Source organism: Paenibacillus sp. JNU01 (assembly GCF_059130585.1).
On the sequence record NZ_CP169723.1, the window covers coordinates 6,615,367 to 6,632,150 of the forward strand.

Genomic DNA, 16,784 nt, shown 5'->3' on the forward strand with positions numbered 1-16,784 from the left:
ACACTCTATAGTTGGTTGAATAACGAGCCGTTCATTGCTATTAACACATACTATATTGCCTTGCAAGCGTTTGAAAGAAAATAAGGCGGGTAATAACATAGCGAACCACTCAATCAGATGAGGAGGGATTCATTATGCAAAAGAAAATCGTAGGTGTGTTTAATACAGAACGTGAAGCATCGCAGGCTATCGAGGGTCTGAAAGCACAAGGATTTACTTCAGACGAAATCTCCGTTGTTACTCAGGATCGGGATGAACTGAAGGCGATTCGGGAAGAGACAGGTACAAAAGCCCCTGAAGGCGTGGCTGCGGGTGCAGCAACAGGTGGTGTACTTGGTGGCGTAGCCGGTCTGCTCGCAGGTATCGGTGCACTAGCCATACCCGGCATAGGACCCATTCTGGCCGCAGGCCCTATCGCAGCAGCATTTACCGGTGCAGCTGTGGGTGCAGGAGCTGGAGGACTGGTTGGTGGCCTGGTAGGTCTTGGTATCCCGGAAGAGGACGCTAAACAGTATGAGGAGTATGTACAGAACGGCAAAATTCTGCTTCTCGTAGACTCCACGGATCGGGACACCGATGTGTACGATGTGTTTAGCAGCAACAGCCAACTTAATCGGGACAGAGCTCAAGTTCATGGTACAGAAGTACCTGCTGAACGTCCAGATCTGGATATGGAAGAACGCAGATTGGATGCCCAGAGCAAGGCCGCTCGATTGGGTAACAATACATTCTTGTAATCTTCCTGCTGAGCTGGTTGATAAGAGATCGAACCTAATGAGTTAATACCTGCAAAATGGAATGAAATAGATGATCCACAAGATGGTCATTAGCCGGTTTCCTTAAGGGAAGCCGGCTTTTGTCCCTGTGTTGCATGTTTGAGTCAATAATGGCGGTTGGTGTTTTTACCCAGTCAAGCAGGGAATAACAATACATATAACAGTACAGCCAAAGCGAGTCCTATGACCAGTAGCATCAATGTGAGAAACCGAATTAAGCCGGTCGATGCTTCAAACGTCTGCTCATTAATTTGAGTACGCTTCCGATGATAGGCTGCTGCCGAATACAGAATGATGGATATACCGCCAATCAGAGATGTGATACCTGTAATAATCGCGGCAATATGTGCTAGTCGATCATACGCCGAGGAGTTGAAGCCGAATCCAGCTGCAAGAAAGCCGATGCCTGCCATGGCAATACCCGTGCGTACCCAGGCCAGAAAAGTTCGCTCGTTAGCCAGGTGCTGTTGGACATATTTGGAATCGATGGTGGTTATGTCTGTGTCTGTTCTAGAAATGTGAATCACCCCGCTCATTAAGATATACGGCTTCATTGTACTTTGTTTTTATTGTAAAACCAAGCAAGAAAGGACGGCTGAATGTATGCCTCGCAAAGAACGAATTACAGAAATAGAGAGCTTGCGGGGAATCGCCTTTGGAGCGGTGGTTCTCCAGCACTCCATTGCACATTACTCTTTGGTCCCGGAAACGAGACTGGAGGATGGCGTGTTGCTGGCCATACTGCTGATGCTCTCCAAATTTGCAGTTCCTTTATTCATATTCATAACAGGTATGGTGCTTTTTTATAACACGGGAGACAAGCTGCATTATGGCAAGTTTATGAGAAAAAGAGTAAATGATGTTATCGTGCCTTACCTGATCTGGTCACTCATTTACTTTACACTTGCACCACGAAGCTGGACCGGTTTCGGATGGAATGATATCCCCGATCTAGGATTGAAGCTGATTACGGGCAAAACGACTTCACACTTCTGGTACATCATTATGCTGATCCAGTTTTATCTGTTATTTCCGCTCTTCTTGCGTGCAATTCGTTATGTATATAACCGATATGAGGCCAAGGGACGCATGATCGCATTATTGATTTCGGGTGTGGTGTATCTTGTGCTTGCGGATCAATTAAGAAACATCGCCAAGTTCATGGAACGACTGAATATCCCGGTACTGACAGATGCTTTTACAACGTATGCAGATCGCAATTTCCTCTATTTCTTTATTTATTTTGTGCTCGGTGCAGCAGCGGGGTTATCCGTTCAGCACTGGAATGAATGGATTTATCGATTGCGCTGGATATACTGGACTGTGTTTATTGTTCTGGGTCTTCGGTTTACTTATTTATTAATGCTGGAGTTTCAAAAGCCGGAGGGCATCAAAATTACGTTTTACACGGTCAGCCTGATCCGCCCTGATATGGCACTCTTTCTGATTGCGTCCATTATGGTCATGTACCAGCTAGCCGGGAAACTGCACAACCTTAGGGCTACACGATTGCTAGGGTGGATTGGTGGTGTATCGTATGGCGGTTATCTGATGCATATGTTGATGCTTCGGTATAGCTATATTCCAGATGAATTGTTCTATGTTGCGATGGGCTGGAACCCTGTCGTTCGCATGATCATTACTTGGTTGCTCGCTCTTGCATTATCCTGTGTACTGACATGGCTCATCTCTCGCGTAAGCTGGGGGAAATGGATTGTGGGAGCCGTGCCAAAATCTGTCCACAAAAAATGAATATATCATCATATGAAAAATTCTCAACAGAATCGCAGCAGTACAGATTGTACAGGATATATGCCGGTACAGAAATAAAGAACTCAGTAATATAGGCAACAGAGAACCCATTAATGCAGGCTACACAGGATTCAATAATAAAGACAACAGAGAAACTCAGTAATACAGGCCACTCAGGATTCACGTATGCAGGATAAAGGATTCAGGAGTAACTATGTATGTAACAGCCTTTGCTCAGTCTTATGATTAAAATTCGATTGAACGAATCGCTAAGTTCCTGAAATAAAACAAACTTTTGAGTATGAATTAAAATTTCAATGCATGAAAAATTCACAATAGAAAACCTTTTTTCCTGCTCCCACAAGTCATTCCGTATTCTCACGATTTCTTGCTCGTCCTCTATGAAGATGGATAAAGGGGAGACCAAGCGGAGAAAGATGGCAGAACCCGAACATAAGTTTTATAATACTAGATATATAGGTTCTGATAGGAGGGAAATGAACGTGGCCTTTATGATTGCACAGCGGGCATTTATCAAGCTGTATTTAATTACGATGGTTGAACAGCACAGGGGATATGGTTATGAGATGCTGGAGGCGATGAAGCAGGAGTTCAAAGACTACGGTTATGTTCCACCCCAGAGCGAGGTATATCGGGCACTGCATGAACTGGTACAGCAGGGGGTATTTTATCGAACGAAGAAGCTGAAGGGCAATGATCCGAAGGTCGATTTTCAGGAAATCGTTCTATATCATTTCACGGATGATGGTGCGGAGAAAGCTGAGTTATACAAGAAACAGGTCAAAACGGATCTGGATCGTTGTCTCGGCATGTTACACAAGGCAGAAGAGGACAATTACGGTACGAAAGGAAGATGAGCATGAACAGACAGTTACAGTGGGGGGTACTCGGTACGTCAACCATTGCCAAAAATGCAGTCATTCCGGCGATCCAGCAGTCCGAACGCGGTGAGGTGTTAGCGATTGCCAGCCGCAGCAAAGAAAAAGCGGAGTCCCTTGCCAAAGAACTCGACATTGCCAGATCGTATGGCAGTTATGAAGAGCTCATCGCAGATCCCGATATCGAAGCCGTCTATATTCCTTTGCCTAACCATATGCACAAAGAATGGACCATCAAAGCGGCACAGGCTGGCAAACACGTGTTGTGTGAGAAACCAGCTGCCCTGAATGCTGATGAATCGGCAGAAATGATTGAGGCGTGTGAGCAGCATGGCGTTCTTTTTGCAGAAGCGATTATGTATCGATATCATCCCAAGCACAGACGTGTGCAAGAGATTATAGCCAGTGGAGAGATTGGTATCGTCAGAGCCATCCATGGCAACTTTACCTGTAATACCGCTGATGACAAGGAAAATGTAAGGTTCAAAAGAGAGATGGGCGGCGGATCCTTATTCGATCTAGGCGTATATCCGATCTCTGCAGCCCGGATGTATCTGGGACAGGAACCCGAAGCGGTGACGGTGCACGCTCTATTCTCGGACGAACATGATGGCGTCGATATGATGGCGTCGGGACTGGTAGAATTTCCGAATTCGGTCGCTTTAACTTTTGACTGTGGCATGTGGGCTTCAGGACGAGCGGAGATGGAGATTCTCGGGACGGAGGGGCGGATTGAACTGCCCAAAGTGTTTGGCTGGGAGAACAGTGATATTCCACCTCAGATTATCATTCATACCGATTCAGTCAGTCGTGAGGAGCGTGTGTCGGTATCGAATTCCTATGTGCTTCAGGTGGAGACGTTTGCAACGGCTGTGCTTGAAGGAGCAGCACTACCTTTCAGTCCGGAAAATACCATTCAAAACATGCGGGTAATTGATGCGTGCCTGGAATCGGCTCGGACTCGTCAACGTGTTCAACTGATCGATTAGGTCAGGTCCGTTTAAATATATCAGAACGTGCAGGCTCCATCTTTAGGGATGAGAGTCTTTTTTTATGTCACAAAATGTTATAATTATAATATTTTACAATTTAAACGCTTGAATTTGATATTTCTACCAAATTGGTGTGATATAAATAGTCATGAGATGACTTGTTTACTATAATCTAGCAGAACGTGCAACTAGACAGTTACCGTTTGCAGTACGCATATCGAGACAATGTTCATCTACTTTGAAGGTTTGGGAGGCCGGATTAATGAAAAAGTTGTTATCGACCGCTTTACTGGCATTCTTGTTAACATTTGTTTTCTTCACAGGTTCACAGTTCACCCCAGCCCCACAGCAGAAAGCATCTGCTGCAACATGTACCATCATCAATACGTTTACCGGTGTGGCCAACTATTTGAGTGCAAACGGAACGTTGCCATGTAACTTTATTACCAAATCACAGGCCACAGGACTCGGCTGGGTAGCGTCACAAGGGAACTTGGCTGTAGTGGCTCCTGGGAAAAGCATCGGCGGAGACGTATTCGGCAATCGGGAGGGGCTACTGCCTTCGGCCAGCGGACGTACATGGCGCGAAGCGGATATTAACTATACATCCGGCTTCCGTAATTCCGATCGGATTGTGTACTCCAATGATGGACTTATCTACAAAACGACAGATCACTATGCATCATTCACACGCATGAAATAGAGGAAGGAGCAGTCGTGAACACCGTGATTCTGAATTGAGGATGGACCAACTACCGAATCAGCGAGGAACGCATGGAGTATGAAGCAGGACAGGTGCGTGATCTGATGATGGAGGTACAGGCGGAACAGTCTGGATTTATATTGCGTGTTGAGAAGTAGCAGCAAATAAAGGAGTTTCAGATACATTCATTCCAGCAGGCAGACCATATGTGGTCTGTTTTTTTGTGTTGTAGCAGATTGTTCAAAAAGGTTGTTCAAAAAGCCCTTGTGTTGATTACGATTGATCTGAAAGCAGAGTGAGATTTTACTTTGCTCACCTAACGTTAAAATTATTTTCACGGAGGTATTGATTTCTGCATAACTTACGTTAAAATAAAATTAACATGAAAAATATTTTAACGTTAGGGAGTGGGAAGTCATGAACGATAACACAGCAGTTGGCAAACAAGGTATGGGTGAGTTAATACGAATCAGACCGTATATGCAGTTTATGCTTAGTAAAGTAGTATCCAGATTTGGTGATTCCATTGATTCGATTGCATACAGCTGGATGGTGTACATTCTGACCGGTTCAAAAGTGCTGATGGGGACATTGCTGGCGGTGAATTTTTTGCCGAGTATCTTTCTTGGTCTGTTCGCCGGGGCTTTGGTAGATCGCATGTCTCTCAAAAAAGTAATCGTGATTACGAATACCGGTCGCGGGTTGTTCGTAGGGATTACAGCGCTGCTGTTTGGATTGGGTCAACTTGAAGTCTGGCATCTGTTTGTCATTACCATTCTGAATTCTTTGCTGGAATGCTTCACTGTTCCTGCAGAAGTGTCCAGTGTCCCCAGATTGCTTCCCAAATCGATGTTGCTCTCGGGTAATGCCATGTCCTCTTCCGCAACCAGAGTGGCTGAACTTGCAGGACTTGCATTGGCTGGTGCGTTAATTGCCACAATAGGTATTGCTTGGACGATCCTGATTGATGCGGGGTTGTTTGCGCTAAGTGCGTTAATAATGAGCCGAGTGGGCTATCCTCAAGGTTCATCATCCGCTAACAATGAAGATAAATTATTATCTGAAAAGGATTCTGTTCCATCCAATAAACGTAGTATATTCTCCGAAATGGCGGAAGCTTTTCATTTTCTCCGTAAACATACCTTATTGTTAATCGTTTCCTTCCTGTTTGCATTCGTTAATTTCTGTCTGATGCCATTCAATGTTCTCCGTACACCCTATGTAATTGAAACGTTGCACGCTGGCGCTTGGGGATTAAGTCTGCTTAGTGGGCTGATGGTGGGAGGCATGCTGTTAAGTGGTGTGTGGTTGACCCAAAAAGGGGCACATTATCGTAAAAGTGTGCTTGTGATCAGCGGTATTGTCATGCTGGGTCTCAGTTATGCCATGACGGCACTACCCGCCTATATGACGTCCTTCCAATTGCCCGTTGCGGCTGCCTTTTGTCTTCTGATGGGGATGGGGATTCCACTGGCTACGACCCCTCTAGGTACCTATCTAATGGAAGTTACTCCTTCGGAGATGCTAGGCAGAGTGTATGCTCTTCAGAGTATGCTCGTCGTGAGTGTCGCACCACTTGGGAGTCTGGTTTCGGGAGCACTTGCAGATTGGATGAGCATGCCTGTTCTGTTTATCGTCTTTGGGATTATGCTTGCCATGTCCGCAGGTATGCTGTTATTTAGCAAAAGCTTTCGGAGTGCGATGTGAAGGATATTTAGAAAGAACCTGATCTGATTATGTGATAACATGTCATCGCCGGCTTGCTTTGACCGAAGTCCTGACGCAGCGGTATAATAGAGATATCGATGGACAATAGGTACCCCGGAAATGAGGATACAGGAATGGAGCACAAGGTTCTTTCAACCATTGAAGAAATTAAGATCTACTCCGATCCGTATCGGATACAGATTATGAATATGTTTAACAGGCAGGGCAGACCATCCACTGTCAAAGAAATCGCCGACCAGATGGGTGAGGTGCCAGCCAAAGTTCATTATCATGTAAAAAAGCTGGAGAAAATTGGTCTGCTGACGATCGTTTCTACGCGTGAGATTAATGGCATTATCGCAAAATACTACGAACCATTCTCTGGAGAAATCCATCTTCGTCATGAAGATGAAGACAATCAGAGCTCACCACTGAAACAGGTGTTTCGGTCTGAAACACTCAAATTATTAAATGAGATGTTCGAACAGAGTCGTCAGCGATTTATGCATCAGGCGGAAAACGAAGATCGGATGTTTCTCTCGGACATGACGCTGTATGCAACTCGTGAGGAAGTAGAGGAGTTATATAAAAACATCATAAAACTCTGTGAACCCTATACAACGAAAGAGAATCAACAAGGGGAGCAAGAGGTCTTTCAATTATTTTCTGCCCTCTCTAAACCTATAATGCAGACACCTGCTTCCAAGACAGATACGAAACAGAATAAGAAATCTGCGTCGGGTAAGGGCAAATCAACTTCGAAAACGTCTCGCTCTGTTGCTAAGGGGCAGAAATCTGCATCATCTGATCGTGAGTCAGAAGAATAAACAGACGGTATGCATGAGTTCAGTGTTAGTTATACCTTGAAGACAAGTAAGGCTTATGTGTCAGACATGTTGGAGATAACAAGAAAAAGCCGCCATAGGCGGCTTTTTATCGCATGATACGAGGGAGAAACGGTCGTATGTTGTGTATTGTATTGAATTCATTACAACATTAATTTCATGAAGACGCATAACCGTTTCAGTTCGCTATCATGTTACATATTCTCATCATAGTCTTTTACATCACGTTTGGCAGCGGTTGCGGGTGAATTGGAAGTACCGTATTCTTCGACCGCTTCCCAAGCATCTGCGTTGTCGAACTTGCCGGCGTTCTGCTGTCTTCCTTCGCCAGCACCACTCGGAGGCATGGTCATGACTTCTTCTTCAATGGGCCGATCGTTGCTGGTCTCCCGGTTAGGCGTGTCATCAATACAGTAAGCGGTATATGGGATAGCTTCAAGGCGTTCAAAAGGAATATCTTCTCCGCACGTTACACAGGTTCCGTATGTACCTTGTTCCATACGTTCCAATGCATCGTTCACTTGATTGAATTCGTCTGTTAATGTATCGTCGATCGCCAGATCACGGCTGCGTTCAAATGTTTCCGTACCGGCATCTGCCGGATGATTATCATAGGAGGACAGCTCACCAGTTGAATCTTTCAGCGACTGGGCCGGAGCACCGTCTTCCATGCTGGATTCAAAATGGCGCTGCAAGTTTTCACGTTGCTCCAAAAGGGCCTTTTTCAATTCTTGGTGTTGATCTTTGGTTAATGTACTCATAAAAAACACGCTCCTTTTCCCGTTGTGGGTTGTAGTGAGTCTTTACCCCAATTGCATGAAAAGCAATCATTTTCGAGAGGAATAGGGCCGTAGCGTTTTATATCTGACGAATAATGTGTTATAAAAAATAGAGAGAGAAAATGCCGCATGTTCTTCACTGGATAAAGGAACCACGGCTTGGCTTATAATGGAGGTTGTCAATATGGATGAACATATGAAACGAAGATTGGATAAACAGAAACAATTGTTCAAACAATTGGGAGTACAGCTTGATGCGTTATCGATTCATGAAAAACAATTTAATTATAAACTTCGTGGTTATGATCCGGATGAGGTAGATGCTTATCTCGACTTGGTCATCAAAGATTACGAACGTTTTTATGCCAATATTGCAGATCTGATGGACAAATGGCAAGAACAGCAGTTAACGATTCGAGATCTCAAATCATCCACGAAGCCGGTGGAAGATCCAACCAAGATTGATCGCAAACAGCTGGATGATATTGTGAAACAACTGGAATACAGTGTGCGGCAGCTCAAGATCAGAGCACGTCCCGAGAAGGATCTGTTCTCTGAATAAGCTCAGCAACTCTAGGATTATATTAAATAAAGGTGGTTAATCATGAGTACTCATTTTTCGGTCAGTGTGCATTGTTTGTTGTTATTGTCACTCAGCGCGCCTGAACGAATCACGTCTGCACATATTGCAGGTAGCGTGAATACCAACCCGGTCGTCGTCAGACGTATTCTGGGCGGGCTGAAAAAAGCGGGATTAGTGAACTCTTCTCCTGGAACAAGAGGTTTCTATCTGGCCAAGCCGGCAAGTGAAATTACGTTAGCCATGATCTATCAGGCTGCCAAGGACGAAGGTCCATTATTTCCGATTCACGGCAACTGTAACCCGGATTGTGAAGTGGGCTTGCATATAGACAGCTTGCTGACCAATCTGTATCAGGTTGCCGAGGAGAAGGTGGAGCAATTCTTTGCATCGATTACACTTGAAGATATGGAACGTTCCAGTTCCCAGATGCAAGCTGTGTCATCGCAGACAGAGTAGAGTGTAATCAGGACTTAAAGTACATGTTCGAAAAGGGCGGTTTTCAGTACCGTGAAGATGGGATGAAGCTAGAAATGGAGTAGCGGAGCGTAAACTACTTGAGGAAAGGACATTTCGGCTGAATTCCATATTCGATGCTACGATGTCATTAGGCATCCTACGTAATCAAAAGCGGACTTTTTGAACAACCTCTTAAAGGAAAGGTGGGTTGTGATATGAAAAAAATTGTTGTCATTTCTGATACGCATTGTTCACGTAAATCACAGAAGTTACCTGCCAGGCTCGTTGATGTACTTGCGAGTGCCGATCTCATTCTTCATGCGGGTGACTGGTCGGATTGGAGCGTATACCCATTGCTTAGCGAGTATGCGCCTGTTGAAGGGGTAGCTGGCAATACGGACCCGTCCGAAATTGCTGAAAAACTGGGGTATTCCCGTATTGTTGAATTGGAAGGTCTTCGTCTGGGTCTTGTGCATGGGCATCTGGGATCAAAAGGTACGGAGCAGAATGCAATTCATACCTTTGCAGGTCAGCATGTGGATGCTGTGATCTACGGACACTCGCACATCCCGGTGATGCATACCGTGGACAATACACTAATATTTAATCCTGGGTCGCCTACGGATAAACGTTTTCAGAAGCAATATTCATTTGGCATCATGACAATAGATCAGGGTAAATTACAGGCTGAGCACGTTTTTTTTGATCGGGAATAGAGAGAGAGGATTTCATCCTATATATAGTTATGGTACAAGGCATCTTTGAACAGAATTGAATTCTGTTTCAGGGATGTCTTTTTGATATGCGATCACATCATTCTCTTGGAAGTTATCTCTGAATGGGGAATGTGCTCTGTTCGTTATCTGTCATTCATCTGTTGCGGTTTTCCCCTATGGTGACGTTCAGTGGAGTGATACAATGCCTTTACGACATAAAATGAATACGTTTACATAAGGAGATGGAGCATGATGAAACTGTCTGTATTCACTGTGGCTACCCCTGATCTGAATGCAGAAGAACTGGCATCTGCTGCGGCAATAGCGGGGATTGATGGAATAGAGTGGCGTTTCCGCGGAATTCCTGAGGATGCCATGTCCGAAGAGCCGTCTTATTGGAGAAATAATCGATGCTCGGTAGATCCAAGCCGTTGGCAGGAACAGGTTCCTGTTTTTCGTGAAGCGGCGGTAGGGCAAGGCAGGAAATCTATTGCACTCGTACCGTATCTGAACTGCGGAGATATTTCTGCCACCGAGCAGGCGTTTCAGGCTGCGGCTGGGTTGGGAGCATCCATGATGCGTGTGGGTGTTCCTGGATATGATCGCAAGACCCATTATTCTGAGTTGTATCGCAAAGCCGTTGATTACCTGAGTGAAGTACAGGATTTGGCCAAACAGTACAACATCAAGGCAATTGTAGAGACACATCATCAGACGATTGCACCGACGGCATCGCTTGCCTATCGTCTTGTTGAGTCGCTCGACCCACAGCATGTGGGTGTGCTGTACGATCCAGGCAACATGGTGCATGAAGGCTATGAGAATCATCGGATGGGGCTTGAGTTGCTAGGTCCGTATCTCGCTCATGTGCATGTGAAGAATGCCGGGTGGTTTGAACCCGAAGTTAAGGATACGCAAAAGGATAATGTAACTGAGAAGAATAGCGGATTGACTCTGAATACAGCATGGAAATGTCAATGGACCCCCCTGACTGAAGGCATGGTCGATTGGGTACAGATGGTGCGGGATCTTCGTGCCGTCGGGTATGACGGATATTACGGAATTGAAGACTTTAGTGGGGCCTTGAAATCCAAGGCGATGTTACAGCATTTTGCAGACGTTTTCGCCGAAATTGAGCGTCGTGTGGACGAGGAGGAGCAGTCATGAGTATCGTACGAGTAGCGGTGATTGGTATAGGCAACATGGGGGCAGCTCATGCCAGAACATTGGTTGCCGGAGAAGTACCGGGTGCAGAATTGGTCGCTGTATGTGATGTAAGAAGAGAAATGGAGAGCTGGGTTTCGAGTCATCTTCCGGCTACGGTCACCTATTGGCAGGATGCAGAGCAGATGATGGCTTCGGGTACGATTGATGCGGTCATTATTGCAACGCCGCACTACGATCATCCCGAACAGGCGATTCAGGCTTTCCAGCATGGTTTGCATGTCATGATCGAGAAGCCGGCCGGTGTGTATACGAAACAGGTACGCAAGATGAATGAAGCGGCCGCAGCCAGCGGTAAAGTCTTTTCCATGATGTACAACCAGCGGACCAACCCACTCTACATTAAACTAAGAGATTTGATCGCTTCGGGGGAGCTGGGTGAGGTACGGCGTACCAACTGGATTATTACGAACTGGTACCGATCCCAGAGTTACTATGATTCCGGCGGCTGGCGGGCAACTTGGGCAGGCGAAGGTGGAGGTGTACTGATTAATCAGGACCCGCACCAACTGGATCTGTGGCAGTGGACCATCGGCATGATGCCGGTAAGAATGCGTGCGTTCTGTTCGTTTGGCAAGTATCGGAATATTGAAGTGGAAGATGATGTAACCGCTTATGTGGAGTATGAAAATGGAGCAACAGGTGTCTTCGTAACGACTACGGGCGAAGCACCAGGTACGAACCGATTTGAGGTTAACGGAGACCGGGGTAAAATCGTCATCGAAGATGGAAAGCTGACGTTCTGGCGACTTCGCGAATCTGAGCCTGAATTCAATCAGCGGTTTACCGGAGGTTTTGGACAGCCGGAATGCTGGAAATGCGAGATTCCACTTACAGGTGTGGAAACGGGGCACCCGGGTCTGATTCGTAACTGGGTGGATGCGATTCGCACAGGTGCACCCCTTATTGCTCCCGGTGAGGATGGGATTCACGGATTAACATTATCGAATGCGATGTTGTTGTCTACCTGGACGGATAACTGGGTGGATCTGCCGATCGATGAGGATCTGTTCTACGAGCATCTGCAGGAACGCATTGCTAGTTCAACGACGAAGAAAGACAAAGCAATAAGCGGCAGTCAACCTGCTGATCTGAGTCAGACGTTTAAATGAAGAAGATTTGTTATATAAGTTGAACTAATCATTTACACGTAACGGAGAGGACAGAAAATACCTGAAAAAGCGAAGCGTTCGCCTAAAAGCTTTCTGAAAGAAAGCTACATCGGAAGCATACGCTTATCCCCGAATTTTCCCCTCTGGAAAAGAGAATCGAAAAAACTGGGGATAACAGCGATTGGAAGGTAATTCTGTCGTCGTAGTATCAGTGTAGATAATCCTTAGTTCAGCTTATATAGGCGAGTTCATTGTAAACAACATTTTATAATAAGGATGGGATGACATGGCTAAAGACGGAATGTTCTATGCACCGAAAAGTGTTACCAAAGAGGTCGTATGTGGTCCGGGTGAGTTCACGATTGCTGCTGTTGCGCTGGATCATGGACACATCTACGGCATGGTTGGGGGATTGTTAGAAGCAGGGGCTACCCTCAAATGGGTATATGATCCGGACCCGAAGAAGGTAGAGGCATTTCGAAAGCAGTTCCCACAGGCTCAAGTCGCTGGATCTGAAGCGGAAGTGCTTGCAGATGATGAGGTATTATTGGTGGCGAGTGCAGCGATCACTTCAGATCGTGCGCCGCTTGGCATGAGAGTGCTAACCGCAGGCAAGGACTATTTTACAGACAAAGCCCCGTTTACCACGCTGGAGCAATTAAAGCTTGCACGAGAAGAAGTGAAGCGAACAGGCAAAAAGTACATGGTGTATTACAGTGAACGACTGCATGTAGAAAGTGCGATCTATGCCGGACAACTCATTGAACAAGGGGCAATCGGCAAAGTCGTGCAAGTTATGGGTACAGGCCCGCATCGACTGAATGCAGGAGGAAGACCTGACTGGTTTTTCAAGCATGAGCAGTACGGCGGCATTCTCTGCGATATCGGAAGTCACCAGATCGAACAATTTCTGACGTTTGCATCATGTACGGACGCTGAGGTAGGGTTCAGCCGGGTGCATAACTTCAATCACCCACAGTTCCCGGAATTGGAAGACTTCGGCGAAGCTTCGCTGATCGGGGATAACGGTGCTTCCGGTTACTTCCGAGTGGACTGGTTCACACCGGATGGTCTGGGCACATGGGGCGATGGACGTACCGTTATTCTGGGAACGGACGGTTATATCGAGCTGCGGAAGTATATCGACATCGCAAGGGAATCTCAGGGGGATCAAGTGTACTTGGTCAATCATGAAGGAGAGTACCGCTACAATGTAAAAGGAAAGGTCGGTTACCCGTTCTTCGGCCAACTCATTCGCGATTGTCTGGATCGCACCGAGACAGCCATGACACAGGAACATGCCTTCAAAGCGGCAGAACTCTGCCTGATTGCACAACATAAAGCCATGAGCGAGCGTGTGGTTTGGAGTGGTGGAGCGAAGTAAATGCTTTGTGTGAAGGCAGCAAAGGTAGCAAAGTCAGATCACTGAAGACTATCGGTGATTCTTCTATTGTTGAGTGAGGAAAGAGCAGCCCTGGTGTGAACTGCATCCAAAATGTTAGTTATGGCTAACATGTGGGACAGTTTACTCGGGCTGCTTTTTTGAGTACGTTGGTGACTTCGCAGATGGATTATTATGGGTTATATTATATGTAGTTCGGATATTCGTTAAAAAGAGAGGTATTTACGAAGTTCGTAGATATGATGTTATAGGAAATCAGCTAAAATTCATGAATGTAAAACAGTTATTATCAAAGGAGCTTGTATACATGATCTCTACTTACGTTCAACGCATTAAAGAAGTTTATCCAGATTTACATATTCAAGATGTAAAACGAAATGAGATCGGTCAGAATAATGACGTATTTATTATTAATCGATCTCTCGTCTTTAGGTTTCCTAAGTATAAGCAAGGATTAGAAAAATTTAAGCGAGAAACAGGATTGTTAGAAACAATTAGAAAGACTGTAACTCTGCAGATTCCCTATCCAGCCTATCAATCATTCGATGAGTTGGAGGTGGGTAAGACCTTCATGGGTTATTCACTGATTGAAGGCGCTCCTTTATGGAAGGACGAATTAATAACTATCAAAAGCCAAAAATTTATAAATGAAATTGCCTCACAACTTGTTATGTTTCTTATTGAACTCCATTCCATAGACATACCGAAAGCGATAAGATTGCAAAAACAGTATGAAAGTATACATGGAATTATAGAAGTTTTGTTTACTAGAATAAAAGAAAAACTATTTCCATTTATGCGGTTAGATGCGCGAGAAAAAGTAGTAGAGAACTTTAATGCATTTTTAAATAATATTGATAATCAGAGTTTGAAGAAAACTTTGATTCATGGAGACTTTGGAGCAAGCAATATTATATGGAATCCAAAAGATAAAAGAATTGCAGGCATTATTGACTTCGGAGGCTCAGGACTTGGGGATCCAGCCTATGACTTAGCAGGAATTCTTTCTAGCTACGGAGAAGAATTTTTCGAAATCTGCACGAAGTTATACCCAAATGGAAGACAAATTTCAGAAAGAGTCCATTTTTATAGAAGTACCTTTGCTTTACAGGAAGCTCTACATGGGATAGATCATAATGATGCAGAAGCTTTTGAAGACGGAATTAAAGAATTTAGATAGAACCACTTAATTGTTTGTTTGTGGTTGTGAATGAGCAATAACAATTTATATTTAGTGTTTCAAAGAAGAAGCTGAAATCCTATAACAAAATATTCACGCTGCGGCTCCTTTGGAGCCTTGGTCTGCGAGGTGAATTTCGAAGAGGCATATCAGCAGACAACCCCGTTGGAGTTCGTGGATACAACAACGTTATAAGACATTGGCGCAAGATATTAAGAACCGGGGTGATACCTATGAAGTTCATATTGATATTTGGCCCACAGGCCGTTGGAAAGATGACGGTTGGTCATGAATTAACGAAAATAACGGAATTGAAATTGTTTCACAATCACATGTCGATCGAGCTATTTCATCCCTTTTTTGGTTTTGGTAGTGAAACTTGGAGGTTATCAAGTATCGTAAGAAGAGAGCTTTTTGAATCGTTCGCAAGCAGCAACCAGTATGGACTTATTTTTACTTACCTTTGGGGGTTTGATCTTCAGAAGGACTGGGAATTCGTCAAGCAAACATGTAACTTGTTTGAATCGAAAGGGGCAGAAATTTATTTTGTTGAATTAGAGTCAGATATAGAAGAACGATTAAAACGAAATAAAACGGCGTTTAGACTTGATCAAAAACCAACAAAAAGAAATATTGAATATTCTGAAATGGACTTAATCAAAACAATGGAAGAACATCGACTCAATTCTAAAGAGGGAGAAATTACTAGAGAGAACTATTTGAGAATCAATAATACAAATTTAAGTGCAAATGAAGTCGCAAGATTAATTAAAGATGAATTTAATTTATAGTAAGTGTGAGTAATTCAAGAAGGCGCCAACATCTTATAACATAATATTCACGCTGCGGGCATACGCCCTTGCCCGGCATTCGCCGGCCACCGGACATGCGTTGGGTCGTGAATACGGGAACGTTATACGAAATCATCCCACAGAAGAAAATATTTCACTAAAAGGAGATTCAAAATGAGTTTGAATTCTAAAGGCTTCTTATGGAAAGATGTCTATTTATCTTGGAAATATTTTATTGAAGACTACAATCATAAATCTATCGAAGACCCAATCTTTAAACAAGTTCAAATAGGATCACATTCGAATCCTAATCTTAGTATTGGAACTGAAATCATAGATTGGTGGCCGACCAATGAAATTAAATATAGAACTAAAAAGTTGAATGATAGAGGTATCCTAGGTGCTGATTGGGACACAGTAGTAGGATTTAACCGAACTGCTGAAATGTTATGGGACGCTAAAGATGATACTGAGAAACAAGCTTTGATTTGGATTGCTGCTGGATTAAATGAAATATTAACTCATCTTCCGCAAGAGTGGAGGGGAGACTCATACAGGTTTATATACGAAACTCAAGCGAATATTATGAAAGAATTTAAAGATAGGAATATGTGGTCGTGGCACGCATCTACTAAGAATTTCTTGCCTATTAAAGTTAATAAATTTATGGAATTGTATTCTCCTCCGATGGAAATAGATAACTTAATAAATATCATAGCTATTGATAATGCTTTTTCAAGAAGTGCATGGACATTAGTGTATGTTTCTCGTGAAGAAGATGACTCCGTATAACATAATATTCACGCTGCGGACATACGTCCTTGATCCGGCAGTCGCCGGACACTCGACATGCATCGATTCGTGAAT

Annotated in this window: 18 protein-coding genes; 16 read left to right on the forward strand and 2 right to left on the reverse strand. The window is 44.3% G+C overall.

What is annotated here, in order from left to right:
* Positions 1-134: 134 nt before the first annotated feature.
* Positions 135-737 carry a general stress protein gene (locus NLBNIHML_RS29135; protein ID WP_339241724.1) on the forward strand — a complete coding sequence of 201 codons (603 nt, stop codon included), beginning with the start codon at positions 135-137 and terminating at the stop codon, positions 735-737.
* Between the two features lie 173 nt (positions 738-910).
* On the opposite strand, the gene NLBNIHML_RS29140 is transcribed toward NLBNIHML_RS29135, so the two are convergent.
* A complete protein-coding gene (locus NLBNIHML_RS29140; protein WP_339260519.1) occupies positions 911-1,312 on the reverse strand; it encodes a YidH family protein in 402 nt (133 codons plus the stop codon).
* 67 nt (positions 1,313-1,379) lie between these two features.
* Here NLBNIHML_RS29140 and NLBNIHML_RS29145 point away from each other — a divergent pair, with 67 nt between their 5' ends.
* From NLBNIHML_RS29145 to NLBNIHML_RS29170, 6 genes are all read left to right on the forward strand, one after another.
* Positions 1,380-2,528 (forward strand): acyltransferase, encoded by a 1,149-nt coding sequence (locus tag NLBNIHML_RS29145; RefSeq protein ID WP_339260521.1) that lies wholly within the window; start codon positions 1,380-1,382, stop codon positions 2,526-2,528.
* Between the two features lie 503 nt (positions 2,529-3,031).
* Complete coding sequence (locus NLBNIHML_RS29150) at positions 3,032-3,406, forward strand: replication termination protein (RefSeq protein ID WP_036609188.1); 375 nt, start codon at positions 3,032-3,034, stop codon at positions 3,404-3,406.
* Positions 3,407-3,408: 2 nt separating this feature from the next.
* Complete coding sequence (locus NLBNIHML_RS29155) at positions 3,409-4,416, forward strand: Gfo/Idh/MocA family protein (RefSeq protein ID WP_494353339.1); 1,008 nt, start codon at positions 3,409-3,411, stop codon at positions 4,414-4,416.
* Positions 4,417-4,681: 265 nt separating this feature from the next.
* Complete coding sequence (locus tag NLBNIHML_RS29160) at positions 4,682-5,122, forward strand: ribonuclease (RefSeq protein ID WP_494353340.1); 441 nt, start codon at positions 4,682-4,684, stop codon at positions 5,120-5,122.
* Positions 5,123-5,539: 417 nt separating this feature from the next.
* Positions 5,540-6,829 carry an MFS transporter gene (locus NLBNIHML_RS29165; RefSeq protein WP_339260526.1) on the forward strand — a complete coding sequence of 430 codons (1,290 nt, stop codon included), beginning with the start codon at positions 5,540-5,542 and terminating at the stop codon, positions 6,827-6,829.
* 134 nt (positions 6,830-6,963) lie between these two features.
* A complete protein-coding gene (locus NLBNIHML_RS29170; protein WP_339241732.1) occupies positions 6,964-7,656 on the forward strand; it encodes an ArsR/SmtB family transcription factor in 693 nt (230 codons plus the stop codon).
* A gap of 212 nt (positions 7,657-7,868) precedes the next feature.
* Here the strand turns inward: NLBNIHML_RS29170 and NLBNIHML_RS29175 are convergent, their stop codons facing one another.
* A complete protein-coding gene (locus NLBNIHML_RS29175; RefSeq protein WP_339260530.1) occupies positions 7,869-8,435 on the reverse strand; it encodes a TraR/DksA C4-type zinc finger protein in 567 nt (188 codons plus the stop codon).
* Positions 8,436-8,637: 202 nt separating this feature from the next.
* Between NLBNIHML_RS29175 and NLBNIHML_RS29180 the strand changes: the two genes are divergently transcribed.
* From NLBNIHML_RS29180 to NLBNIHML_RS29220, 9 genes are all read left to right on the forward strand, one after another.
* Positions 8,638-9,015, forward strand: a complete 378-nt coding sequence (locus NLBNIHML_RS29180; protein WP_494353341.1) for a DivIVA domain-containing protein — start codon at positions 8,638-8,640, stop codon at positions 9,013-9,015.
* 42 nt (positions 9,016-9,057) lie between these two features.
* Entirely contained in the window at positions 9,058-9,492 is a 435-nt protein-coding gene (locus NLBNIHML_RS29185; protein WP_339241736.1) for an Rrf2 family transcriptional regulator, read from the forward strand.
* 215 nt (positions 9,493-9,707) lie between these two features.
* Positions 9,708-10,208: a metallophosphoesterase family protein gene (locus NLBNIHML_RS29190; RefSeq protein WP_494353342.1), complete on the forward strand. Its 501-nt coding sequence runs from the start codon at positions 9,708-9,710 to the stop codon at positions 10,206-10,208.
* A 252-nt stretch (positions 10,209-10,460) separates the two neighbouring features.
* The gene (locus tag NLBNIHML_RS29195) at positions 10,461-11,375 is read left to right on the forward strand and encodes a sugar phosphate isomerase/epimerase family protein (protein ID WP_494354775.1); all 915 of its coding nucleotides are present in this window, start codon (positions 10,461-10,463) and stop codon (positions 11,373-11,375) included.
* Positions 11,372-12,544, forward strand: coding sequence for a Gfo/Idh/MocA family protein (locus NLBNIHML_RS29200; RefSeq protein ID WP_494353343.1), 1,173 nt, complete (start codon positions 11,372-11,374; stop codon positions 12,542-12,544). The genes NLBNIHML_RS29195 and NLBNIHML_RS29200 overlap by 4 nt, the downstream gene beginning before the upstream one ends.
* A gap of 286 nt (positions 12,545-12,830) precedes the next feature.
* Positions 12,831-13,928: a Gfo/Idh/MocA family protein gene (locus NLBNIHML_RS29205; protein WP_494353344.1), complete on the forward strand. Its 1,098-nt coding sequence runs from the start codon at positions 12,831-12,833 to the stop codon at positions 13,926-13,928.
* A gap of 325 nt (positions 13,929-14,253) precedes the next feature.
* Positions 14,254-15,126 (forward strand): phosphotransferase family protein, encoded by an 873-nt coding sequence (locus NLBNIHML_RS29210; RefSeq protein ID WP_111621511.1) that lies wholly within the window; start codon positions 14,254-14,256, stop codon positions 15,124-15,126.
* A gap of 233 nt (positions 15,127-15,359) precedes the next feature.
* Positions 15,360-15,917, forward strand: a complete 558-nt coding sequence (locus tag NLBNIHML_RS29215) for a DEAD/DEAH box helicase family protein (protein WP_494353345.1) — start codon at positions 15,360-15,362, stop codon at positions 15,915-15,917.
* Positions 15,918-16,091: 174 nt separating this feature from the next.
* Complete coding sequence (locus NLBNIHML_RS29220) at positions 16,092-16,709, forward strand: hypothetical protein (protein ID WP_494353346.1); 618 nt, start codon at positions 16,092-16,094, stop codon at positions 16,707-16,709.
* The last annotated feature ends 75 nt before the right edge of the window (positions 16,710-16,784 follow it).